A 21,938-nucleotide genomic window follows, 5' to 3' on the forward strand; every position below is an offset into this window, starting at 1 on the left:
TCAGTCGTCGGCGTGGGGCAGTCGCCCCACACCCAGTTGGTCGGTGACGCCCTCATCGGCGCCGCATCGATAGACATGGATCGCTCCGGCGTGGTCGACGACCGAAACGACGTCGCAGAGCACGTCGAGAAGGGTGGCCATGTGGGAGATCACCTGCGCTTCATAGGCCGCGAGCTGCGCGGCGCTCGCGCCGGTCGGAAGGATCGCCGGCGCCGTGTACGGCGTGAGTCCTGCCAGGAACCCGCGGGACACGAAGCACACGCGCACCCAGATGTGCGCGGGCGCGTACCAGCGGGCGAACTCGGCTGCGCGCAGCCGGCGTTCGTAGTCGCGGAAGCCCGGCTCGGGGCGGGCGCCCGGAGGCAGGGACGCCGGATCGCGACCCTCGACCGGGACGAAGAGCGTGGCGGTGAACGGCACGTTGATCGTGGAGCCGCCGGGCACGGTGAAATGCTCGAGCAGGAGGGGACGCAGCACGACGTCGTCGGGATCGACGCTCTCGGCGGCGAGTCCGAAATACTCGCTGAACCAGTCCACGAAGCCGCGGGGCGTGCCGCGTCGGCGCCACAGCCGGGCGAACCGCGCCAGGAACCGACGTCGCGCGACGATAGCCGGCTCATCGGCTCCCCACCATGCCGGCGGCGCGAAGGCCGCCCACTGCGCGAGGTCGTCGCACTGTGCGAGCAGTTCGCGGGTGAGCGCGTCGGCACCTGCGGTGAGGGGCAGCGACGCCGGCCACCGCAGCGCGGCGTCCGGACCGTGCGTGAGGGAGGCGTCCTCGAGACCGGCAGCGATCGCCTCGTTCAGCTCATCGGCGAGGCCGAGGTAGGCGTCCAGCTGCGAGAACGAGCCGGGCTCCTCCTGATAGAGGGAGGGCAGCTGCTGGGCCAGGCGCGTGTAGTCAGGACTCCGCATGTCCGCATCCCTTCTCACCGGCGTACACGATCGCGAGGCAGTCGCCTTCTGCGAGCACGGGCACCGCGTCCGGCGGGATGGTGAGGAAGCTCTCCGACGCCGCGGTCAGAGTCGACTCTCCTTCGCGCCCGAGATACAGCGCTTCGACGCCGAGAACGGCAGGGTCGGCCACGATCTGCTCGACGATCTCCGTGAAGCGGATCGCCTCGCCGGGATTCCAGCCGCCCGCGGGCTGCGGGGCGTCGGGCCACGGTCCGGACGGCGATTCGGCGGCGCGCTCGGACACGGCCGACTCGGGTCGCCCTTCCCGGAAGTACCGCTGGAGCCGGCCGGTGGCGTCGGCGACGACATCGGCGCCGGCGGCCGTCGCCGAGACCACCAGGCGTGCCTGCACCACGACCCCGATCCGCTTCAGCAGCGCCGCGCCGACCTCGTCGCACACCAGCCGGCGAGGGGTCTCGTCGTCGAGGTCGTCACGGTAGGCGAGGAACGGATGCCGCACCTGGTCGCCGATCGCTCTGGCGAGCACCTCGCGAAGGAACTCGTCGCCCACCACCGCCTCCGGGTCTCGGGTCTCCACGACGAGGGTGATCGCGGCAGCCGCCGGATCGACCGCCCAGTGGCGTCGAGGATCGCCGACGGGCAGGGCCGCAGCATCCGTCGTCGGCAGTCCATGCCACGCGACGCCCTCCAGCCGCCCCTTGACCGCCCACGCCCGCGCCACCCCCGGGTGGGTGCGTGCCCGTCGGGCGTAGTCGGCGGCCGTCACCGGCTCGCACGTGAGTGCCTGCACGGCGTGCGGTGGCCAGATCCGGGTCGCGCCGCCGGCGTGCTCGAGGTCCTCGGGGACGACCCCCGCCGGCAGGGGTGCGGCGGCCGAAGCGATCTCCGCTTCGGCCGCGACGAGCCCGTCGCCGACCAGCGTCGCGATGACCGTCGCGCGATCGGCCGGGCTGGTCGCCGCGAGGATCGCGGGGCGCCGCGCCGTGGCGATATCGAGCACCCGACGCCTGCGTTCGCGGCGGACGAGCGCCGCGAGCTCGTCCGGCCACAGCGGCAGCGACAGAGCGAGCCGCTGCGCGGCGCGACCGTCGCGCTCGGTGGGGGTGCCCTCGCGGCGATCCTCGCCGTCCACGACATCGGACACCAGGTCAGCGAACTCCAGCGCGGTCCGTCGCACGAGACCGTCCCGGAGCACCGCCAGCAGGGGGATCCGCTGCCCCGCCGGGACTGCGCTGCGCCAGGGTTCCGCGGCGAGCACGGCATCGGCATCCGCCCTGCTCGCCGCAGCGCGAACGATCGGTTCCAGAGCGTCCGCGGTCGCGGCCAGCGTCGTCGCGAGCGGTGCGAGTGCGTCTGATGAGGTCCGCAGCTCGGGCAGGGGCAGAACGGTGTGCCAGTGCCTGTCCGCGGCGGCGCGATAGCCGTCGCCGGCGAGCGGCCACTGGGTGAAGGGGGGCCGAGACGTCCGGAAGTGAAGGTCGGCGATCCCGAACGCCAGGACCTCGGCGATGGTCACACCCGGATCGGCGGCGTTGTGGTCCGTCCAGCCCGGCCCCCTCGACGCGACTTCCGTCATGAGGCGAGCGCGCACGGTCTCCCAGTCGGCATCGGGTGCGACAGGGACGAACGCGGTGATGGGCTCGACAGTGGTCACAGCTGCTCCCGACAGGTGAGGCGATGGGCGCCCGAGGAGCAGTAGAGCCCCAGGCACGCATCGACGCGGACGACGTCGACGGGCGTTCCGGTCGCCGTGGCACCGAGGAAGAGTGCGAACTCCTCCACCGAATCGACTCCCGGCACCTTCTCGAGCGCCGCGATCAGTGCGGAGGCGTACAGGTCGCGACCCCAGCGCACGGGGCGAGCTGCTCCCGGATGCAGGACCGCCTCGAGCGCCGCATTCACCGCGGCGATACCGACGAGCGCAGGCACACCGCGTCGCAGCACGACGTCGGCCGTCACCGTGACCGGCTCGTACTGCGGGCACAGCACCGAGAGCGCCGCACCCATCGGCATGCGCGGCTCGAGCTCCTCGGCAAGTCGCTGTGAGAGGCTGACGGAGGGCCGGGGCTGCGGGTCGGCGGGCCTGTCGGGGAGCACGACGAGCCCCACGGTGCCGGGCGCGAACGTCGACGCGGGAGACGTATGGGGGAGCGCTCGCGCCGAGACGATCTCCGGGAAGGCGATCAGTGCGAGCTGCTCGTAGTCCCACGCGGCGATGGCCCGGTCGCGGTGCCGGACCAGGGCCGAGGCCCGTCGCGCGTAGGCCGTGGGCGCCTCCGCCACGCGCCCGCGCACCGCGGCGACGTTGGTCACCTTCTTGACGCCGTCGATCGGGCTGAGAAGCCCCTTGATGGTGCCGGCCGGCAGCGCCTCGCCCACCGTGGGGTCGCTCTCGATCCCACGGGAGTCGAACTCGGCCACGACGGCGTCCACGATCACGTCGCGCAGGATCCCGAGCCTCGACGGCACGGTCGTGACGAGCCGGATCCAGCGACCGGTCGAGGCATCCACGTCCGTGCAGCCCGTGTCCCAGTCCACAGGTGCGACGAACCGCAGCAGTCCCGACTCGCGAAGCAGCTGTGTGCTGTCCGCCACGTCGAGCGGGTGCCACACGCCGCCGCCCCACCACTCCCAGCGCGCGTCCGGATCGTCCACGGCACCGCACGGCGCCGCGGAGTCCACCACGAGGTACAGCGACATCGTCGATCCGAGACCCCCGTCGCCCAGGTCGAGTCCGAAGGCGACCTGCCCTCGGCTGCCCCGCTCGTCCACCGCGCGCCGGAACGGCTGGAACGGACCGGTGCCGAACACGCGGCGGCGCCAGCCGCTGAGGGCCTCGACGCGGTCGGCCGCCACGGAACGCGTCGTGTACGACAGTGTGATCGTCGATGCGATGGGAGCGGTCGGGAATTCGGGCATCGTCGCGGCACCGTCCCCTGCCGCGTCCGTCGCGAACTGTGCCACCTCCTGCAGGTAGTTCGACCATCCGAAGTCGCCGGAGCGCAGGAACGCGCGGATGTAATGGCCGGGCTGACCGCTCACCTCGTACGGGTCGCTCAGTCCATCGCCGATGGAGGCCGTGATGGTCGTGAACGCATTCGCGGTGCTGCCGAACTGCTGCCACGCGCCGTTGATGCGGCGCTCCCACACCACTTCCGGCGCCCGTGGGGCGCGGGTCGGGAAGTCGCGCTCGTAGTCCGCGTCGGTGTAGTCGAACAGGTGCGTCTGCGCGACGGCCAGGAACTGGCGGCGGTACGTGTGGTGCGCGTACTGCGAAGGGGTGAGGTACCCGGGCGACGACGACAGTTCGGCCTGGTCCTCGGGCAGCAGCGTGACGGTGACCGTGAGTGTCTGGACGGTCTTGGAGAGCGCCTCGTCGACGCGGAGGTAGAACGCCTGCCCGCGACGTGGCACCTCCCCGAAGGGCTTGAACTCCTTCGTCACGTCGACGAGCCCCTCGCCGACGAAGGCCGCCGCCGGGATGATGCCTTCGCGCTTCACGACCGAGACCCGGCATCCGGAGAACGTGAAGCCCTCGGGGACCGGCGACCCCGCAGGGACGACCATCTCGATCCACGGCGTGCCGCCCTCGGGATCGACGCAGCCGCCCGTGAGCCCGATGTGGACGCTTCCTCCAGTGAGTGTGCCCGTCCCCGCGGGCGACATCCGCCCGTCGGCGCGGCAGTAGCGCCACTGCGCCACGGCGATGGTCTGGGCGAGCGCGGCCGGCTCTTCGAACTCCACGGCGATCGTCATGGCGCCGGACGTGAACGCGAGGGCGGACGAGCGGATGCGCAGGATGTGCGGCGCCGCCTCGGCGGCACCGGGGAGGGGGAAGGGCGGGGCGGCGGCGATCAGTGCGCCGGCAGCGGCGAGAGGCTGCGTGCCGTCCTCGGTTGTCATCCGCACACCCGCCAGACCCGCTCCGAAGGCCGTCAGCGCGTCGAGGGTGCGATAGCGGCGTTCGGCGCCGGTCGCGTCCTTCCCGCCCCGCAGCATCGTGCCCGGCGGCAGAATCGCCGGGGCCTTCTTCGGGTCCACGTCGACGTGGGCGATCACTCGGTCGGGGAGTGCGGGCAGGGGGCGGATGCCGAGCACCTCGCGCAGCCAGCCGATCCGGCGCGTGGCCGCCGCCTGCGCGACGTGCAGGTCCACCTGGGTGTATTCGTCCGCGATGGCGCCCAGCAGTGCCCGGTCTGGATCCGACGGCCGCGTGAGCGATGGGGTGTCGGCCGGACCCGTGAACAGCGCATCCCGCCACGTGTCGCCGTCCGCGAACGGCGCGAGCCTCGCGGCATCCGCCATCGCGCGCAGCACCTGCTCCTGTGTGCGGATCATGCTCCACCCGCCACGTAGAACGGGAGCACCAGCGAGTCGGGGCGCCGGTGCCGGTCGATGCGGAACGCGATGGTCACGTCCACGCGCTCATCGGCGTCGCCCGCGGGGGTCGCGTCGACGGCGTCGACGATCACGCGCGGTTCGCCGAGCACGAGCGCACGGCGCACGTCCTCGGCGAGGCGGTGGCACAGTTCGGCCGTGCGCGGTTCGAACACGTGACGATCGACGCCCGCCCCGAAGGCCGGTCGCATGACCCGCGAGCCGAGCTGGGTGCGCAGGAGGATGACCAGCGCCTGGCGGACGTGCTCCACGCGCGCGGCGGCATCCGGTGCGCTGGCGTCGAGGACGGCGGTCGAGGAGGCGGCATCCCACCGCCATCGCGGCGGGAACGCCCAGCCGTCGCCGACCTGCGGGTACTCCTCGCCGATCATCCGATCACCACCGTCGGCGCCCCGACCAGGACGGTCGCCCCGCACGCACACGCATCGTTCTGGCGCAGCAGCGGTCGCCCCTGCACGAGAACGGTCACCGATCCGACGGGGAACGGCGTCGAGGGCGGATGCGGGGGAGGGGACGGGATCACGCACGCGTGCATGTCGCCCGCGACGGCCGCGGGCATGCCCGCGATGAGCACGGTGGCCACCCCCGGCCCCACCACCACTCCACCGTGCGCCGTCTGGTCGCCCACTCGCGCTGCCCCGGGCATCGCGCCTCCTAGTTGATGTTGACGAGCGCGCCTTTGAGCCCGAGGGGCCCTGACGCCTCGATGTCGAACGTGGCGGACGACTCGAGCTTCGAGGGTCCGCTCGCCTTGCCGCTGATCTTGAGCGCGTCGATCGACACGGTGCCGGCCGACGCCTTCAGGACGATGTCGCCCGATGCCGCCTCCAGCGTGATGCCGTCCTGTGACACGGTCACCGCGTTCCCCGAGTCGCCGTGGGTGAGCACGATCGCGCCCTCCTTGTCGTCGATGACGACGCTGTGCCCCTTTCCGGAAGCGATCTCGACACGCGGCTGATCCCCGTCGTCGAAGGTGACCGCGTGCCCGCCGGGTGTCACGATCGCGCGGACCACGTTCTTGTCGGGATCCACGGTCACCGGCGGCGCCGCGGCCCCGCTGTGCAGCTGGCCGAGGACGACCGGGGCGACCGGGTCGCCGTCGAGGTGTCCGATCAGCACCTCCTGACCCACCGCCGGCACGAACACGGTGCCGTAGCCGTCGCCGGCATCCAGCGTCGCCAGGCGCGCCCACACCGACCCGCCCGCGTCGGCGCGCCACGGCATGCGCACTTTCACCCGGTGCAGACCCGCGGGATCGTCCAGGCTCTCGACCAGGCCGGTCGTCAGCGCCGCCGGCGCGCGATCGGGGGCCGGCGGCACGAGCACCGGCGGGCGGCCGACCTGGAACTCGGTCTCGTACGACCCCGGTCCGAGGCGATGGCGCACCGCCGTGAGGTAGTGCGGGCCGGACAGCCGCGGCCCGACGCCGGTGAGCTCGACCCAGCCGTCGGCCCGCAGCTCGGGGCGTCCGGAAACCGCGCCGCGGCCGTGCACATGCGCCAGCGCCGCATCGCGCTGGCGCGCAACGGCACGGGCGTCGGCGGCATCGCCCGCGGCCTCCGCGGGGCGCTCGTCGCGTGCCGTGCGCAGCGGCCAGCCGGCGTCGCCGACCGCGGCGGCATGCGTCGGGCGGTCTCCCGTGTCCACGCCCGCAGCGCTCTCGCCCTGCTCGGACTCGATCGGCTCGAGCGTCCCGACATCCCAGCCGACGCCCACCGCCTCGTCGACGGACAGCGTCAGATCCTCGGTGAGATGCAGCTCGACGAGGTCGCGGGTGTACTCGAGCACCGGAGGATCGGATGCCGCGGCGGGAGGTCTCATCACGAGCACGTCGTCGCGCACGTACAGCACCCAGCCGAGCACCGCGGCGCGAGCCTTGAGGAAGTCCCAGTCCGACTCCCGGTCGCTCACGACCGCCTCGCGCGTCACGCCCGCGGCGGCATCCGCGGTGAGCCCGTAGTCCGCGGCGACGGCGGCGGCGACATCCGCGTCCGTGGCGTCTTCGAGGACGCGCGAGCGCGGCGGGAACTCCAGGAGGATCGATTTCGCGCGGGCCTCCACGCGGAGCGTCGGCGCGCCGCTGCCCGGGAAATGGGCGGTCGCCGCGGCGATCACTCCCTGGAACACCGACGTCAGCTCGGCGTGGAAGCCGAGCGCGACCGACAGGTCGGCACCGGGAACGAACGGCCCCTCGGAGTAGCGCACGGCGCGGTGATCGGCATCCCAGTTCTGGACCAGCAGCGTGCACATCCCGTGGCGTCCCACTTCCTCGTGGACGTCGATCTCGATGACGTCCGCGGCGACGAGGGGCTCGAGCGCGCGCCCGGCCACGGTGACCTCGAAGGCCGGCCGGTCCGGCTGTGCGCCGCTCATCGGCGGACCCCCTCGCGTGCGGCGAGGGGCGGGAGGATGAGCAGCTGTCCGGTGCGCAGTCCGCGCGGGTTCACCAGTGCATTGGCGTGCGCGAGCGGTCGCCAGTAGGCCGGGTCGCCGTACACCCTGGCCGCGATCGCGTCGAGGGTCTCGCCCTCCTTGACGAGCCAGGTCTGGTAGAGGTCCGGCGAGGCGGGGCGGTCCTCGGCCTGGACCTCCTCGGGGGAGAGCGCCTCCTTGAGCTGGAGCTTCACCGTCGCGCGCAGCGGCTCGCCGGTGCGGTCGAACAGCTTGTACGTGACGTCGACCTGCACGAGGATCCCGCGGAACGAGAACCGCCCCCAGTGTGCGTGGACGTAGTACGGCTGGTGCGTCTCGCCCTGGAAGGACGTCAGCGAGAGCAGTACGTCGAGCGAGGGTCCGATGCTGCCGGGCTCGCCGACCACGCCGGTGCCGTCCAGCAGCAGATCGAGCGACACCTGGTCGGGCTCACCTCCGCCGAACGACTGCTGCGGGGTCGAGGTGCCTGCGGACTGGGTCTGCTGATACGTGTTCTTGCGGCTGAACGACAGCTCGGTCGGGTTCAGCAGCGCCGTCCAGGTCACACCCGCGCTGGTGCGGAACTCGAGGTCCGTGTAGGCGTCGATCGTGAGCTTGGTCAGCTGGCTCGTGGTCAGGCTCATCGGTCCCACTCCCGACGGAGTGTCTCGAGCACGCGCTCCGTTGCGCGGCGCACGATGGCGTCGATGTCCGCCTCGTCGCGGGCGACGGATGCCGCGGCTCCGGCCTCTGGCGGAGGCGCCACCACCGTCTCGGTGATGATCTCGCCGATCACGACCGCCATGTCACACCGCCAGCTTCTTGAGCATCAGCCCGTGATGGGCGATCTCGATGGACTCCACGGCGACCGCGCTGGCCTGCGCGTCCAGTTCGGGTCCGGTGAGCTTCGCGGGCCAGCCGCGAGTGAAGGCCCAGACCCTGACCGGGGACAGGTCGCCGTCGACGACGCTCATGAGCGACACCGTGCCGTCCCTCGGCGCGACCAGACCCGTCACGTGGAACTCGCCGAACCAGTCCCACAGCTCGCGGGTCGGCCCCGCGCCCTGATTGAGGACGAGGTTCGGAAACGATCCGCGCGAGGGGAACCGATGCGAGAACCGGTTCTCCCCGCCCTCTGCGTACTCCTCGACCGCCACTTCGCCCGCGAGCCCGGCGCACTTGGTGAAGCTCACCGACGAGAGTCCGTCGATGGCCAGCACGAAGTGCGCCGTGAGAAACGGCTGCTGCGGGGGAGCGGCGGTGGGCAGCACGTCAGGCCAGCTCGATCTCGATGCCCTCGCACGCGAACTCCACCGACTCGATCGCGACGTCGGTGCCGGTGGACTTGAGTCCCGGCCCCTCGAGCTTGACGGGCCAGGCCTGCTTGATCTTCCACGTCATGACGGGATCGCGCGCCTCGTTGAGGAGGCTGACGGTGACGGACCGTCGCTGGACGGTTCCGGCGAGGATCGAGTTGTACCAGTCGAACAGCCCGTTGCCGGCCTCGGCCGGCGCGATGCCGCGCTTGAGCGTGACGTTGGAGAACTTCTTCAGACCCGGCTGCTTCGTCGTGGTCAGCTGCGGGTCGGCGCCGCCGCGGTATTCGACGACCTCGGCCTCCATCGTCAGCCCGCTCACCTCCGAGAAGCTCGAGGTGTTCTGCGAATCCCCCCAGCTCACGGAGAAGTGCAGGGTGGTCATGGGATACATGTCGGACTCCTCGGACTATTCGGACAGCTGCTTGTGGCTGAAGCGGAACACGACGAACTCGCTCGGCCGGGCGGCGGCGATCGCCACTTCGGTGACGACGAGTCCCAGGGCGATGTCGATCTCGGTCATGGTCTCGCCGAGCCCCACGCGCACGCGGTACGCCTCCTCGGGTCTCGTTCCCGCGAGGGCGCCGGCCCGCCACTGCTGATCGAGGAAGTTCTCGATCGACACCTTGATGCGGATCCAGGTGCTGGCGGTGTTGGGCTCGAACACCACCCACTGGGTGGAGCGCTCGACACTGGTCTCGATCATGTTGAACAGGCGGCGGACGTTGACGTAGCGCCAGTTGACGTCGTCGGTGGCGTTGCGTGCGCCCCAGATGCGGGTCCCGCGCCCTGGGAAGACCCGGATCAGGTTGACCGCGTCGGGGTTGAGCAGGTCCTGACGCCGCTGCGTGTACGACTGCGCGAGTCCGACCGCTCCGGCGACGCGCTCGTTGCCCGGCGCCTTGTGCACGCCGCGCTCCCGGTCCGTCCGCGCGAACACCCCGGCGACGAATCCCGACGGCGGGACGGTGGTCAGGCGCGCCGTCGAAGACGGATCGATCGACACGATCTGGAGGTGCGGCGCATAGACCGCCGCATAGGTCGAGTTGACGGTCGCGAGCCGCCAGGTCCGGAGTGCCTGGTCGTCGTCCTCATCGGGCGGGTCGACGATCGCGAATCGCCGGAACCGCTCGCAGTGGGTGACGACCTTCCCGATCACGTCCGCCTGGAGCGCAGGATCCTCGAACAGGGTGGAGTCCGGGCAGATCACCAGTGCCGGCTCGGTCTCGGCCTCGAGGGCGTCGAGCCCCTTGCGGAAGTCGTCGACCGCGGCAGTGCCGTCGCCGCCGATCCCGGCCGAGGTGGCGTAGAACGGTGCGCTGGTCAGACTCACCGGTGGCGCGCCGCCCGCGCGCGGCGCGACGGTGACGTAGGCGGACACGCCGTTGACGACGTCGTCCTTGGCGAAGTAGGCCGGATGCGACGGGCTGAGCGACAGCCCGCCGATGCGCTCGGTCCCCAGCCCCGGGACGGACACGCTGATCGCGAATCGCTCGGCGGTCACCGACGCCGCCTCGACCGCCATGAGCGGGGCGGGACTCGTGAAGCCGGCGACCACGACGGCGGCGCCCCAGGTGACCAGATACGCGTCGCCGCCTTTGGACTCCACCGCGGTCAGCGGGGTGGCATTCCCATTGACGGTGAGCGCGTCTCCGATGCGCGGCGCGACGGCGCAGCGCACGAGCAGGCTGGCCGTCGCGGCGGCGGCCGGCGTCACGGTCGCTGTCGTGTACGGGATGCCGGCACTCGGCGTGCCGCTGAGCGTGAAGGCCGAATCGGCGGCGGAGCTGGCCGTGCGAGTCGCGGTGCGCGTGGTGGCGCCGGCGCCCGTCAGAGAGAGCACAGTGTTCTCCGGCACCCAGCCGAACGCGCCCGCGAGCTCAGCGGAGCCGAAGTCGACCAGATTCAGCCCGGTCTCGGCGTAGAGCGACACGAAGACGCCCATCGTGAGGTCGGCGGGTCCGCTCGGCGGCGCGTCTGCACCCACCACGGGGAAGGTGTTGGTGCTCCACGTCGCCGTGCGTCCGTCGGCGAAGACGATGCGCGCCGGAGCGCGGGTGGCGGCGCTGGCCGCGAGGTCGGCGGCGACGACGGCGCCCACGCCGGCGGGCAGGCCGATCAGGCCCAGTCCGACGTTGGTGGTCGGCGGCGCGCCGGCCGGCGTGCCCGGCGGCACCGTGACGGTGACGGGGATCGTGGCGCGACGCTGCACGTAGGCGGTGCCGGCGACATCTGTCGCGGCGGCGGCCAGCGTGAGCGTCATCCCGCTCCCGGTCTCCACGGCCGCGGTGACGGTCGCGCTCGTGCGGGCGCCGTGGGGCGCGGTGACCACGATCACATCACCGGGTCGGAAGCCCTTCGCCGTGGGGAGGAACACCGTCGTGGATGCGGGAACCCGCCCGGCGAGCACGCTTCCGGCGGGGAAGGTCACCGCCGCGCCGAAGTCGACTGTCGCCGATGTCGCACCCACGGCCTGCACGGTGCCGTTCGCCGAGGCGACCGCGGCGGCCCCGGAAGGTCGTGCCACGGCGACGACCGGGTCACCCGGTCGCAGACCGGCGGTCGACGCGAGAGGCACGGTGAACACGGTTCCCGCCGACACCGTCGCGGCTCCGGTGAGCACGCCGGAGTACAGGGTGCCGGCCGCGCCGCCCGGATCGGCGGCGACGCCCACGGTGAGCGCGTTGCCCCACGTGCCGGGCGAGTCCGCCGAGATCGTGAAGCTGGGCGTGCCCGAGGCATCCCGCACTGTCCACGAGGCGGCCGAGGAGGGATCGACCCGGACCACCCACGCCGCAGGCCCGCCGTTCTCGAAGAACCCGAACACGGACTCTGCGGTGCGGCTGCGCGCGGTGGCTTCCCCGAAGGTGCGCACGAAGTCCGACCATCCGGTCACCCGGGTGGGTGTGAGCACCGGGCCTTTTCGGGTCGTACCGAGGATGGCGACGACGCTCGTCGAGGCGGCGGCGATCGGCTGCGGCCCAGACGGCACCTCCTCGATGTACACCCCTGGTGATTGATACGTCACGACTGCCTCCTTGGCTCGTGTTTCAGGTGGGATCGGCGACGCGAATGCGCGTCTGGACGCGGGTGAAGTCGACGGTGACCTTGCGGATCTGCGTGGCGCCCACCACGAGGTCGGCGGACGTCTCGCCCGCCGACCAGACGCGGTCGGCGCTGCGATACATTCCGGCCACAGCGGTCTCGGCGAGGGGGACCGCGGGACCTGCCTGCGGCACGACCCGCACAGTCCGGCCGGTGCGCGGGGCACCGGTTCCCTGGTCGACGAGCTCCACGATCAGCGCCATCGGCACGGGGGCGAGATCCACCTCGATCTCGGGCGCGGTGAGCGCGACGCGGACCGAACCGGCGAGCTGGCCGGAGACCGGCGCCGGGAGTGTGAGTGCGGCCGAGTACGGGCCGCCCGCCAGGACGATGTCGACGTGAGCGGGGGCGGGGCCTGCTCCGGTGCGCGAGGTCACGATCGTGTCAGCGCCGGACACGCGAGCTCGCCAGCCCCAGGTGTCGGGCGCGAGCGCACCGCGCGCCGCCCCCAGCGGCCGCAGCAGTGCCGCGTGCCGGAGCCGCACGTGATGGACGAGCGTCGTGGTCGAGGTCGAGAGCAGTGTCATGGCGCGCCCACGTATCGGACTTCGTGCGCGCGGATCCGTCCGGCCCCCTCGAGCTCCCTCACGGGGACCGGCGCGACGTCGACCTCGTAGAACAGCGCGAGGCGGGCAGGCCGACCGAGCGCGCCCCAGACCTGGTTGCGCTCATCGGCCGTGGGTGTCAGCATCCGGATCGCTATCGAGTCGACCTCGTCCGACAGCGGGGGCTGCAGCGTCGTCCCGTCGACGATCGGCGTCGAGTGGAACGCCTGCACGATCCGCGCGATGCGGGTCTGCGCCTCGTCGTGAGGTCCGGTGTAGGTGATCAGGTAGCGCAGCTTGAGGTGCAACGGCGCGCGAACCAGGCCCGCGACGCCTTCGACCAATGGCCGGTTGAGCATGTGCGGGTGCGGCTCGACCGCGATGAGCGCGAGCGAGGCCTTGTTGGCGGTCGGCGCCTGGTCCGCCGCGCTCAATGACGAGATCTCGACCCACTCGCCCAGGTCGGGGGTCGCGGTGTGGATGACGTCGATCAGGGCATCGGAGACCTCGCGGATCACGGCCGCTCCCATCGCCGCGGCTTCACGCCGCCCTCATCCAGACGTGCCTCGATGATCTGCTCGATCTCGGCGATCGATCCCGCGTACGTCTCCACATCCGTCTCCAAGTCGCGCACCCGTGCCCGGACGATGGCGGGAAGCGTCTCGACATCGCGGGGCTCCGCCCACACGTCGAGCAGGAATCGGTTCCTCCACGCGTGCGTCACCGGGTCGTGATCCTCCTCACGACAGACGCTGTCAGCGTCCTCTCACCGCGGCGTCACGAAGGTGTCACGAGGGCGTCACGGCAGACGGCGCAGGTGCTCCAGCGCACGGTCGACCATTTCGCCCAGCCGGCGGATCTCCCGCCGGGCGCCCTCGAGCTCGGCCTCGAGGGCGGCGACGCCCGGCGAGAGCGGGCCCGCGCCGCGCGTGAGCCGCGAGTACAGCGCGATCGTCTCGGGGAGCGGGTCCGCGCCGAGCTCGGCGAGCAGCAGCCGACGGCAGCGCTCGAACTCGCGCTCGACCAGGTCCATGCGTCCCAAGGCGCCGTAGGCGGTCATGAGGTGGCGGTGCAGGTCCTCGCGCAGCGGCTCGATGGCCAGCACGGCCTCGCCCCATTCGTCCACCGCCGCGAGGTCGCCGCGCGCACCGGCGTGCTGCAGCAGATAGTCGAGCGCGGCGACGTACTCGTTCTCGATGCGGTAGCGGCGCGCCATGAGCCACTCGTCGTCGTAGGGCTCGAGCAGGCGGCCCGTGTGGAGCCGGACGGCCTCGTCGAGCACCGAGGCATCGTCGTCGGTCATGTCCGCGGGAGGTTTGGAGAGCACGGGCGAGACGAGCCGCTCGAACCGATCCGCGTCGGTGGACACCTCGAGAGCGTCGGCGAAGCCGAGCGTGCGCGAGTCGGCGGTGGTGACGGCATCCATCCCGGTCAGATCGCGCAGCTCGGATCGCAGGCGCCACAGGGCGGTGCTCAGCCGGCGCCGCGCCGAGGACTCCGTGCAGTCGGCGAACAGCTCGCTGGCAGCGATCGCCCGCGGTCTGCCTCCGACGGGGGCGAGCGCAAGGTACGCGCACAGCACCGTCGCGCCGGGGGAGAGGTCGACGCCCGAGGCGGAGCCTCTCGGGACGCCGAGCAGGCTCAACGTCAGCTCAGTGCGGGACATCACGTCCCTTTCCCTCGCCGGGGGCGAGGCATCCGGTGATCAGCGGTCCCCGAATACACAGTCCCTGGCTGTTCGGTCTTCCACCGCCGTCCCGGCTCTTGCGAAGCCGATGCCGACGGACGCTCCGGCGCCCTCCGCCCACGTCGTCAGACCCTCCGCGCCCCCTCGCTGCCACGAGGCGCGCTCCGGTGCCGGCTCTCGCCGGTCGCCACCGCACGCCCCCACAGGTCCGCCCGGCACCTCTCATGGTCGAGCCCGGCGCGGCCCCCGTCAAGCACTCGCCTTGATTCGCGTCCACGCAGCCCCGATCCGTGCACAGCGCGCCGGCTCCGCGACCGGCGTCCTCGTGGTCCCCCTGTCTTCAGAGGGCACTCCGCCGCGCCAGATACACCGCGCGGCCGGCGGCGTCACGCGGCGCCGCGGCATCCCGCCCGGCCGCTACCCTGGAACCGTGAAGACGTTCGATGCGCTGTTCGCCGAGCTCACCGCCAAGGCGGCCGAGCGCCCCGACGGATCGGGGACGGTCGCCCAGCTCGACGCGGGCGTCCACGCGATCGGCAAGAAGATCGTCGAAGAGGCCGCCGAGGTCTGGATGGCTGCCGAGTACGAGTCGAAGGATGCCGCAGCCGAGGAGATCTCGCAGCTGCTGTACCACCTCCAGGTGCTGATGCTCGCGAAGGGCCTGAGCCTCGAAGACGTCTACCGACATCTCTGAGCGCGCGCTCCCGTCCGCCCTCGACCCGAAAGCCTCCGCCGCCATGCTGCGCATCGCCGTTCCGAACAAGGGCTCGCTCGCCGAGACCGCCACCGAGATGCTCTCGGAGGCGGGGTACACCGGCCGTCGCGATCCCAAGGACCTCCACACCATCGACCCGCAGAACGAGGTCGAGTTCTTCTACCTGCGCCCGAAGGACATCGCGACCTACGTCGGCTCCGGCGCCCTCGATGTCGGGATCACCGGCCGTGACCTGCTCCTGGACGCGCGCATGCCCGGCGCGCGCGAGATCGAGGCGCTCGCGTTCGGCGACTCGACCTTCCGCTTCGCCGGTCCGCCCGGACGCTTCGCCACCGTCGGCGACCTCCAGGGCATGCGGGTCGCGACGGCCTACCCGGGCCTGGTGGACGGCTTCCTCGACGACCACGGCGTCGCCGTGGACCTGGTGCCGCTGGACGGCGCGGTCGAGTCGGCAGTGCGCCTCGGAGTGGCGGATGCCGTCGCCGACGTCGTGTCGACGGGCACCACGTTGCGCCAGGCAGGGCTCGAGATCTTCGGACCGGTCATCCTCGAGTCGGAGGCCGTGCTCATCACCGGGCCGACCGACGCGGACGGCACCGAGACGCTGCTGCGGCGCCTGCGGGGCGTCATGGTGGCGCGACGCTACGTCATGGTCGACTACGACCTTCCCGCGACCCTCGTGGACGACGCCGTCGCCATCGCTCCGGGCATCGAGTCGCCGACGATCGCCCCGCTGCGCGATCCCGAGTGGGTGGCCGTGCGCGTGATGGTGCCCCGTGCGGGTGTCAACCAGGTCATGGACGCCCTGTACGCGATCGGCGCGCGCGCGATCCTGGTGACGGCGATCCACAACGCGAGGCTCTGATGAGCCTCGTCTGCCGCGTCATCCCCTGCCTCGACGTCGCCGGCGGGCGCGTGGTGAAGGGCGTCAACTTCGAGAACCTGCGCGACATGGGCGATCCGGTCGAGCTGGCACGCGAGTACTTCCGACAGGGCGCCGATGAACTGACCTTCCTCGATGTGACCGCGACCGTCGACGAGCGCTCGACGACCTACGACGTCGTGCGCCGCACCGCCGAGCAGGTGTTCATCCCGCTCACGGTGGGCGGGGGAGTGCGCTCCACCGACGACGTCGCGCGGCTGCTCTCGGTCGGTGCCGACAAGATCGGCGTCAACTCCGCCGCGATCGCTCGTCCCGCGCTGCTCGACGAGATCGCGGACCGGTTCGGCGCCCAGGTGCTCGTCCTCTCGCTCGATGTGAAGCGCTCGCCCGGCACGGAGTCCGGTTTCGTCGTCACCACCCACGGCGGCCGCACCGAGACAACGCTGGACGCGCTGGCGTGGGCGCGGGAGGCGATCGAGCGCGGCGCGGGAGAGCTCCTGGTCAACTCGATCGATGCCGACGGCACGCGCGAAGGCTTCGATCTCGAGCTCGTCGCGCTCATGCGCGAGGTCTCGAGCGTTCCGGTCATCGCGTCCGGGGGAGCGGGCCGCGCCGAGGACTTCGGCCCGGCGATCGAAGCAGGGGCCGATGCCGTGCTCGCGGCATCCGTGTTCCACTCCGGCCAGCTGACCGTGGGCGACGTGAAGAGCGCGATGGCCGCGAACGGCATCGCCGTGCGGGAGGTGGCGGCATGACCGAGACCGTTCAGGAGCGCATCGAGCGCGTCTCGTTCGACGCCCACGGCCTCGTTGCTGCCATCGTGCAGCAGTGGGACACCCGCGAAGTCCTCATGCTCGGGTGGATGGATGCCGAGGCCCTGCGTCGCACGCTGACCGAAGGCCGCGTGACGTTCTGGTCGCGCTCGCGCCGGGAGTACTGGCGCAAGGGCGACACGTCGGGTCACATCCAGCTCGTGCGCGGGGCGCGGCTGGACTGCGACGGCGACGCGATCCTGCTCGAGGTCGACCAGGTCGGCCCGGCATGCCACACCGGCACGCGCACGTGCTTCGACGCGGACGACCTCGATCCGGTCGCCGGTCCGGAGCGCCGGGAGTGACCGGTCGCGCCCGCCTGATCGCCGTCGTCGCCCTCGTCGCGTGCGGCGCGGTCATCGTCATCTCGGCGACGCAGACATGGCTCGCCGTCGTGCTCGACGACGGGGCCGGTCACACCCTCGAGGTTCCCGGCGCCGCCGCGATCCCGGTGCTCGCGCCGCTCGGACTGGCGGTCCTGGCGCTAGGCGGGGCGCTGTCGATCGCCGGGCTCGTGCTGCGCTACGTCTTCGGCGCCCTGACCGTGCTGATCGCGGCGACGCTCGCCTGGCTCACGGCCGCGATCGTCTTCGCCCAGCCCGTCGCCGCCGTCGCGTCCACCGTCACCGAGGCGACCGGGATCACCGGCGAGGCGGCTGTGGCTGAGCTGGTCGCCGCCATCACGGCGACCGCCTGGCCAGCTGTGACCCTCGTCGCGACGATCGTGCTCCTGGCTGCCGGGGTCTTCACCCTCGTGACGGCGCGCCGCTGGAAGGGCTCAGGACGCCGCTATCGCACCGAGGACGGACCCACGACCACCGCCGCCTCGGGGTCGCGCCCGCACGACGCGATCGATTCGTGGGACGACCTCTCGCGTGGCGAGGATCCGACGACCCGCCCGCTAGACTGACCACACCCCCGCGACTACCTGGAGGACCCCCATGAGCAACCACATCGGCGACCCCGGCCACGGACACTCGCCCGCCGCCTGGACAGCCGTCGTGATCATGCTCGTCGCGGTCACGCTCGGCACGCTGTTCTACTGGTTCGACATGCCCATCCTCGTGTGGGCATCCGCCGCGCTGCTCGTGGTCGGCGCGATCGTCGGCTGGGTGATGGCCAGGGCCGGCTACGGCGCCAACGGCCCGAAGTACGCCCCGAAAGAGCACTGACGTGCTCGCCGACCTCACGGCCGGCGCGGTGGAGGATGCCGAGGCCCGTGCCTCGGAGCGACCGTTCGCGGTCGTCGAGGCTGCGGCACTCGCGCAGCCGTCCGCCCGCGACGCCCTCGCCGCCCTGGCACCCGCCGACCGCGTGAAGATCATCGCCGAGGTGAAGCGGGCGAGCCCGTCGCGCGGCGACCTCGCCGCCATCCCCGACCCCGCTCTGCAGGCCCGCCGGTACGAGGAGGGCGGGGCATCCGCCATCTCCGTCCTCACCGAAGGACGCCGCTTCAAGGGCAGCCTCGCGGACCTCGTGGCCGTCCGGGCCGCGGTCGAGCTCCCGGTGCTGCGCAAGGACTTCATCGCGAACGAGTACCAGGTGCTCGAGGCGCGCGCGGCCGGAGCCGACCTCGTGCTCCTCATCGTCGCGGCGCTCGAGCAGGACGTGCTCGCGCGTCTGCACACGCTGATCCTCGAGCTGGGCATGACACCCCTCGTCGAGGCGCACTCCGCCGACGAGGTCGAGCGCGCCGCCGATGTGGGTGCGCGGCTCATCGGGGTCAACGCCCGCGACCTGTCGACGTTCGAACTCGACCGGGACCTGTTCGGACGAGTGGCCGACCGCATCCCCGCCGGCGCCGTCAAGGTCGCCGAGTCCGCGGTGCTCTCGCCGGCGGATGTCGCGCACTACCGTGCCGCCGGCGCTGACGTCGTACTGATCGGCGAGGCGCTCGTGACCAACGACCCGGTCTCGACCCTTCGATCATTCCTGGAGGCGGAGAAGTGAGTCTGCGCGAGGCATCCGGTCCCTTCTTCGGCGACTTCGGCGGGCGGTACATGCCCGAGTCGCTCATCGCCGCGATCGACGAGCTCACCGCGGAGTACGAGGCGGCGAAGGCGGATCCCGCGTTCCAGGCCGAGTTCGTGCGCCTGCTCAACTCCTACGCCGGACGCCCGTCGCCGATCACCGAGGTGCCCCGGTTCGCCGCGCACGCGGGCGGTGCGCGGATCTTCCTCAAGCGCGAGGACCTCAACCACACCGGCTCGCACAAGATCAACAACGTGCTCGGCCAGGCGCTGCTCACTCAGCGCCTCGGCAAGACGCGCGTGATCGCCGAGACCGGCGCGGGGCAGCACGGCGTCGCCACGGCGACCGCCGCCGCGCTGTTCGGCTTCGAGTGCACCATCTACATGGGCGAGGTCGACACGGAGCGACAGGCGCTCAACGTCGCCCGCATGCGCCTGCTCGGCGCCGAGGTGATTCCCGTCACGACGGGATCGCGCACGCTCAAGGACGCGATCAACGACGCCTATCGCGACTGGGTCGCGAGCGTCGAGAACACCAACTACATCTTCGGCACGGCGGCGGGACCGCATCCGTTCCCCGCGATGGTCCGCGACTTCCAGAAGGTGATCAGCGAAGAGGCCCGCGCGCAGCTGCTCGACGAGGCCGGTCGCCTTCCCGACGCCGTGCTCGCGTGCGTCGGCGGCGGTTCGAACGCCATCGGCATGTTCGACGCCTTCCTCGACGACGAGGACGTGAAGCTGTACGGCGTCGAGGCCGCCGGCGACGGGGTGGACACGCCCCGCCACGCCGCGTCGATCGAGCGAGGCCGCCCGGGCGTGCTCCACGGGGCGAAGACGTTCGTGCTGCAGGACGAGGACGGCCAGACGATCGAGTCCCATTCGATCTCCGCCGGCCTGGACTACCCGGGCGTCGGCCCCGAGCACGCCTGGCTCGCGTCCATCGGGCGTGCGCAGTACATCCCCGCGACCGACGACGAGGCGATGCAGGCGCTGCGCCTGCTGTCCGAGACCGAGGGCATCATCCCGGCCATCGAGTCCGCCCACGCGCTGGCGGGCGCGCTGCGCATCGGTCGCGAGCTCGGACCCGACGCGATCCTCGCCGTCTGCCTCTCCGGCCGCGGCGACAAGGACATGGACACCGCCGCGCGCTACTTCGATCTCTACGACAAGGGCCGGGTCCCCACGCCCACTCCAGACGCCGCTGACGCGTCGTCTGGAGCCTCCGGGCGCGTGGGCCCAGCCGCGGCCGCCGCCGCAGCACCGCACGACGAAGCCGCGCACGGCGAGGGGGAGAAGCTGTGACCTCGCGCGTCGCCGCCGCGATCGCCGCGGCACGGGCCGAGGGCCGCGGAGCGTTCGTCGGCTACCTGCCTCTCGGGTTCCCCGATCTCCAGGGGAGCATCGACGCCGCCGTCGCCCTCGCCGACAACGGCGCCGACATCCTCGAGCTCGGCCCGCCCTACTCCGACCCGGTGATGGACGGCACGGTCATTCAGGAGGCCACGCAGGCCGCCCTCGCGGGCGGCTTCCGGCTGCGCGACACGTTCACCGCGGTCGCCGAGATCACGCGGCGCGTGGACGTTCCCGTCCTGGTGATGACGTACTGGAACCCCGTGCTGCAGTACGGGGTCGACCGCTACGCCGACGATCTCCTCGCTGCGGGCGGGGCGGGACTCATCACGCCCGACATCACGCCCGACGCGGCCGGCGAGTGGATCGCGGCGAGCGAGCGCACGGGTCTGGACCGCGTGTTCCTCGCGGCACCGACCTCGACCGACGAGCGCCTCGCGCTGATCGCGGAAGCCTCGACCGGTTTCGTGTACACGGTCTCGACGATGGGGATCACGGGAGAGCGGGCGCAGCTGGATGCCGCGGCCCGCACCCTCGTGGCTCGCCTGCGCGAGCACGGCGTCGAGAACGCGTGCGTCGGCATCGGCATCTCCAACGCCGAGCAGGTCGCCGGCGTGCTCGAGTACGCCGACGGCGCGATCGTGGGCACCGCGCTGGTGCGCGCGCTGCGCGACGGCGGCATCGACGGCCTGGCCGCTTCCGCGACCGCTCTCGCCGCCGGCACCGTCCGCCCCGCGAACTAGACTTCATCCGTCGGCTCGCCGCCGGCACCCCCGACAGCCAAGGATTCGATCGCCCATGATCTCCGCCGCCGCGAGCGTCTTCACCAGCATCCCGAGCCCGTCCGTGAGCTCGTTCCAGCTCGGGCCGCTCACCATCCACTTCTACGCGCTGTGCATCATCCTCGGCATCGTCGTCGCGACGCTGCTGACGAACCAGCGTCTCACCAAGCGCGGCGCCGAGCCCTGGGTCGTCATCGACATCGCCCTGCTGGCCGTGCCGCTCGCGATCATCGGCGCGCGCATCTTCCACGTGGTCACCCACTGGGACTTCTATTTCGGGCCCGGGGCGAACCCGATCTCGGCGCTGTTCATCTGGGAGGGCGGCATCGCGATCTACGGCGCCCTCATCGGCGGCGCGGTCGGTGCGTGGCTCGGATGCCGGTGGACCGGCATCCGCTTCTGGACCTTCGCCGATGCCCTCGCCCCCGGGCTCCTGCTCGCGCAGGCACTCGGGCGCTTCGGGAACTGGTTCAACCAGGAGCTCTACGGCCTTCCGACGGACCTGCCGTGGGGTCTGGAGATCGCCTACCCGAACCCGGCGTGGCCCGTCGGCCTGCCCGAAGGCACGCTCTTCCACCCCACGTTCCTCTACGAAGTGATCTGGAACACGCTCGGCGTCGTCTTCCTGCTCTGGGCGGGCAAGCAGTTCCGTCTGCAGTGGGGTCGACTGTTCGGCCTCTACCTCGTCTGGTACAGCGCCGGCCGCGTCGTGTGGGAGTCGATCCGCATCGATCCGAGCGAGATCATCCTGGGTCTGCGCACCAACGTGTGGGCGGCGATCGTCGGCATCGTCGTGGGACTTGTCATCTTCTTCGTCCAGAAGCGCCGCCACCCGGGCTTCGAGCCGTCGCCCTATGTGTCCGGACGTGAGTGGACTGCCGGACAGGCTGTACAATCGCAGAATACCGACGACTTCGTCGACGTCAGCGAACCCCCGACGTCCGAAGTCGACGAGGCCAGCGCCACAAGCACTCCCGCCACGAAATAGCGCGCTCCACGAGCGCCCACGGGCCGACGTCGTCCCATCTTGAGTATCAACGTGAGG

The 21,938-nt window shown here is 71.7% G+C and carries 25 protein-coding genes; 10 read left to right on the plus strand and 15 right to left on the minus strand.

Going from position 1 to position 21,938, the window contains the following annotated elements:
* From ASD93_RS05925 to ASD93_RS05990, 15 genes are all read right to left on the minus strand, one after another.
* Complete coding sequence (locus ASD93_RS05925) at positions 1–915, minus strand: hypothetical protein (RefSeq protein ID WP_056120094.1); 915 nt, start codon at positions 913–915, stop codon at positions 1–3.
* Entirely contained in the window at positions 902–2,572 is a 1,671-nt protein-coding gene (locus ASD93_RS15875; protein ID WP_056120095.1) for a hypothetical protein, read from the minus strand. Before ASD93_RS15875 ends, ASD93_RS05925 begins: the two co-directional genes overlap by 14 nt.
* Positions 2,569–5,256 (minus strand): baseplate J/gp47 family protein, encoded by a 2,688-nt coding sequence (locus ASD93_RS05935; RefSeq protein WP_056120098.1) that lies wholly within the window; start codon positions 5,254–5,256, stop codon positions 2,569–2,571. The genes ASD93_RS15875 and ASD93_RS05935 overlap by 4 nt, the downstream gene beginning before the upstream one ends.
* Positions 5,253–5,687, minus strand: coding sequence for a GPW/gp25 family protein (locus tag ASD93_RS05940; RefSeq protein ID WP_056120101.1), 435 nt, complete (start codon positions 5,685–5,687; stop codon positions 5,253–5,255). The genes ASD93_RS05935 and ASD93_RS05940 overlap by 4 nt, the downstream gene beginning before the upstream one ends.
* Complete coding sequence (locus ASD93_RS05945; protein WP_056120102.1) at positions 5,684–5,962, minus strand: PAAR domain-containing protein; 279 nt, start codon at positions 5,960–5,962, stop codon at positions 5,684–5,686. The genes ASD93_RS05940 and ASD93_RS05945 overlap by 4 nt, the downstream gene beginning before the upstream one ends.
* 8 nt (positions 5,963–5,970) lie before the next feature.
* Positions 5,971–7,689, minus strand: coding sequence for a phage baseplate assembly protein V (locus ASD93_RS05950; protein WP_056120105.1), 1,719 nt, complete (start codon positions 7,687–7,689; stop codon positions 5,971–5,973).
* Positions 7,686–8,372 (minus strand): LysM peptidoglycan-binding domain-containing protein, encoded by a 687-nt coding sequence (locus ASD93_RS05955; protein ID WP_157536880.1) that lies wholly within the window; start codon positions 8,370–8,372, stop codon positions 7,686–7,688. Before ASD93_RS05955 ends, ASD93_RS05950 begins: the two co-directional genes overlap by 4 nt.
* Complete coding sequence (locus ASD93_RS15880) at positions 8,369–8,533, minus strand: DUF5908 family protein (RefSeq protein WP_157536881.1); 165 nt, start codon at positions 8,531–8,533, stop codon at positions 8,369–8,371. Before ASD93_RS15880 ends, ASD93_RS05955 begins: the two co-directional genes overlap by 4 nt.
* 1 nt (position 8,534) lies before the next feature.
* On the minus strand, positions 8,535–8,999 hold the full coding sequence (locus ASD93_RS05960; RefSeq protein ID WP_056120111.1) for a phage tail protein: 465 nt from the start codon (positions 8,997–8,999) through the stop codon (positions 8,535–8,537).
* A 1-nt stretch (position 9,000) separates the two neighbouring features.
* On the minus strand, positions 9,001–9,438 hold the full coding sequence (locus tag ASD93_RS05965; protein ID WP_056120113.1) for a phage tail protein: 438 nt from the start codon (positions 9,436–9,438) through the stop codon (positions 9,001–9,003).
* Positions 9,439–9,453: 15 nt separating this feature from the next.
* Positions 9,454–12,072, minus strand: a complete 2,619-nt coding sequence (locus tag ASD93_RS05970; protein ID WP_162253381.1) for a phage tail sheath subtilisin-like domain-containing protein — start codon at positions 12,070–12,072, stop codon at positions 9,454–9,456.
* A gap of 22 nt (positions 12,073–12,094) precedes the next feature.
* The gene (locus ASD93_RS15980; RefSeq protein ID WP_056120119.1) at positions 12,095–12,676 is read right to left on the minus strand and encodes a hypothetical protein; all 582 of its coding nucleotides are present in this window, start codon (positions 12,674–12,676) and stop codon (positions 12,095–12,097) included.
* Entirely contained in the window at positions 12,673–13,212 is a 540-nt protein-coding gene (locus ASD93_RS05980; protein WP_162253382.1) for a Pvc16 family protein, read from the minus strand. The genes ASD93_RS15980 and ASD93_RS05980 overlap by 4 nt, the downstream gene beginning before the upstream one ends.
* The gene (locus ASD93_RS05985; RefSeq protein WP_056120123.1) at positions 13,209–13,418 is read right to left on the minus strand and encodes a hypothetical protein; all 210 of its coding nucleotides are present in this window, start codon (positions 13,416–13,418) and stop codon (positions 13,209–13,211) included. Before ASD93_RS05985 ends, ASD93_RS05980 begins: the two co-directional genes overlap by 4 nt.
* Positions 13,419–13,493: 75 nt before the next feature.
* Positions 13,494–14,360, minus strand: coding sequence for an AfsR/SARP family transcriptional regulator (locus ASD93_RS05990; RefSeq protein ID WP_056120126.1), 867 nt, complete (start codon positions 14,358–14,360; stop codon positions 13,494–13,496).
* 451 nt (positions 14,361–14,811) lie between these two features.
* Here ASD93_RS05990 and ASD93_RS05995 point away from each other — a divergent pair, with 451 nt between their 5' ends.
* From ASD93_RS05995 to lgt, 10 genes are read left to right on the plus strand one after another with little or no spacing between them, the layout of a single operon-like run.
* Positions 14,812–15,075 carry a phosphoribosyl-ATP diphosphatase gene (locus ASD93_RS05995; RefSeq protein WP_056120129.1) on the plus strand — a complete coding sequence of 88 codons (264 nt, stop codon included), beginning with the start codon at positions 14,812–14,814 and terminating at the stop codon, positions 15,073–15,075.
* 43 nt (positions 15,076–15,118) lie between these two features.
* Entirely contained in the window at positions 15,119–15,961 is an 843-nt protein-coding gene (hisG, locus tag ASD93_RS06000) for an ATP phosphoribosyltransferase (protein WP_056120133.1), read from the plus strand.
* Complete coding sequence (hisF, locus tag ASD93_RS06005) at positions 15,961–16,734, plus strand: imidazole glycerol phosphate synthase subunit HisF (protein ID WP_056120136.1); 774 nt, start codon at positions 15,961–15,963, stop codon at positions 16,732–16,734. Before hisG ends, hisF begins: the two co-directional genes overlap by 1 nt.
* Positions 16,731–17,096 carry a phosphoribosyl-AMP cyclohydrolase gene (gene hisI / locus ASD93_RS06010; RefSeq protein WP_056120139.1) on the plus strand — a complete coding sequence of 122 codons (366 nt, stop codon included), beginning with the start codon at positions 16,731–16,733 and terminating at the stop codon, positions 17,094–17,096. The genes hisF and hisI overlap by 4 nt, the downstream gene beginning before the upstream one ends.
* On the plus strand, positions 17,093–17,701 hold the full coding sequence (locus ASD93_RS06015; RefSeq protein ID WP_056120142.1) for a Trp biosynthesis-associated membrane protein: 609 nt from the start codon (positions 17,093–17,095) through the stop codon (positions 17,699–17,701). Before hisI ends, ASD93_RS06015 begins: the two co-directional genes overlap by 4 nt.
* 31 nt (positions 17,702–17,732) lie before the next feature.
* On the plus strand, positions 17,733–17,963 hold the full coding sequence (locus tag ASD93_RS06020) for a DUF6704 family protein (RefSeq protein WP_056120145.1): 231 nt from the start codon (positions 17,733–17,735) through the stop codon (positions 17,961–17,963).
* 1 nt (position 17,964) lies between these two features.
* A complete protein-coding gene (gene trpC, locus ASD93_RS06025; protein WP_056120149.1) occupies positions 17,965–18,741 on the plus strand; it encodes an indole-3-glycerol phosphate synthase TrpC in 777 nt (258 codons plus the stop codon).
* Positions 18,738–20,063, plus strand: coding sequence for a tryptophan synthase subunit beta (gene trpB, locus ASD93_RS06030; protein WP_056120152.1), 1,326 nt, complete (start codon positions 18,738–18,740; stop codon positions 20,061–20,063). The genes trpC and trpB overlap by 4 nt, the downstream gene beginning before the upstream one ends.
* Entirely contained in the window at positions 20,060–20,854 is a 795-nt protein-coding gene (trpA, locus tag ASD93_RS06035; RefSeq protein WP_056120154.1) for a tryptophan synthase subunit alpha, read from the plus strand. Before trpB ends, trpA begins: the two co-directional genes overlap by 4 nt.
* 55 nt (positions 20,855–20,909) lie before the next feature.
* Positions 20,910–21,881 carry a prolipoprotein diacylglyceryl transferase gene (gene lgt / locus ASD93_RS06040; protein ID WP_056120159.1) on the plus strand — a complete coding sequence of 324 codons (972 nt, stop codon included), beginning with the start codon at positions 20,910–20,912 and terminating at the stop codon, positions 21,879–21,881.
* The last annotated feature ends 57 nt before the right edge of the window (positions 21,882–21,938 follow it).

Source organism: Microbacterium sp. Root180, assembly GCF_001428485.1.
Taxonomy (GTDB): Bacteria; Actinomycetota; Actinomycetes; order Actinomycetales; family Microbacteriaceae; genus Microbacterium.

What these genes read in the sequence shown, in the direction of transcription:
- ASD93_RS05925 (WP_056120094.1), bottom strand. Translation starts at nt 915, where the DNA reads ATGCGGAGTCCTGACTACACGCGCCTGGCCCAGCAGCTGCCCTCCCTC.
- hisI (WP_056120139.1), top strand. Translation starts at nt 16,731, where the DNA reads ATGACCGAGACCGTTCAGGAGCGCATCGAGCGCGTCTCGTTCGACGCC.
- lgt (WP_056120159.1), top strand. Translation starts at nt 20,910, where the DNA reads ATGATCTCCGCCGCCGCGAGCGTCTTCACCAGCATCCCGAGCCCGTCC.
- ASD93_RS05990 (WP_056120126.1), bottom strand. Translation starts at nt 14,360, where the DNA reads ATGTCCCGCACTGAGCTGACGTTGAGCCTGCTCGGCGTCCCGAGAGGC.
- ASD93_RS05940 (WP_056120101.1), bottom strand. Translation starts at nt 5,687, where the DNA reads ATGATCGGCGAGGAGTACCCGCAGGTCGGCGACGGCTGGGCGTTCCCG.
- ASD93_RS05935 (WP_056120098.1), bottom strand. Translation starts at nt 5,256, where the DNA reads ATGATCCGCACACAGGAGCAGGTGCTGCGCGCGATGGCGGATGCCGCG.
- ASD93_RS15980 (WP_056120119.1), bottom strand. Translation starts at nt 12,676, where the DNA reads ATGACACTGCTCTCGACCTCGACCACGACGCTCGTCCATCACGTGCGG.
- ASD93_RS05955 (WP_157536880.1), bottom strand. Translation starts at nt 8,372, where the DNA reads ATGAGCCTGACCACGAGCCAGCTGACCAAGCTCACGATCGACGCCTAC.
- ASD93_RS05950 (WP_056120105.1), bottom strand. Translation starts at nt 7,689, where the DNA reads ATGAGCGGCGCACAGCCGGACCGGCCGGCCTTCGAGGTCACCGTGGCC.
- hisF (WP_056120136.1), top strand. Translation starts at nt 15,961, where the DNA reads ATGAGCCTCGTCTGCCGCGTCATCCCCTGCCTCGACGTCGCCGGCGGG.
- hisG (WP_056120133.1), top strand. Translation starts at nt 15,119, where the DNA reads ATGCTGCGCATCGCCGTTCCGAACAAGGGCTCGCTCGCCGAGACCGCC.
- ASD93_RS05965 (WP_056120113.1), bottom strand. Translation starts at nt 9,438, where the DNA reads ATGTATCCCATGACCACCCTGCACTTCTCCGTGAGCTGGGGGGATTCG.
- ASD93_RS06020 (WP_056120145.1), top strand. Translation starts at nt 17,733, where the DNA reads ATGAGCAACCACATCGGCGACCCCGGCCACGGACACTCGCCCGCCGCC.
- ASD93_RS05945 (WP_056120102.1), bottom strand. Translation starts at nt 5,962, where the DNA reads ATGCCCGGGGCAGCGCGAGTGGGCGACCAGACGGCGCACGGTGGAGTG.
- ASD93_RS15880 (WP_157536881.1), bottom strand. Translation starts at nt 8,533, where the DNA reads ATGGCGGTCGTGATCGGCGAGATCATCACCGAGACGGTGGTGGCGCCT.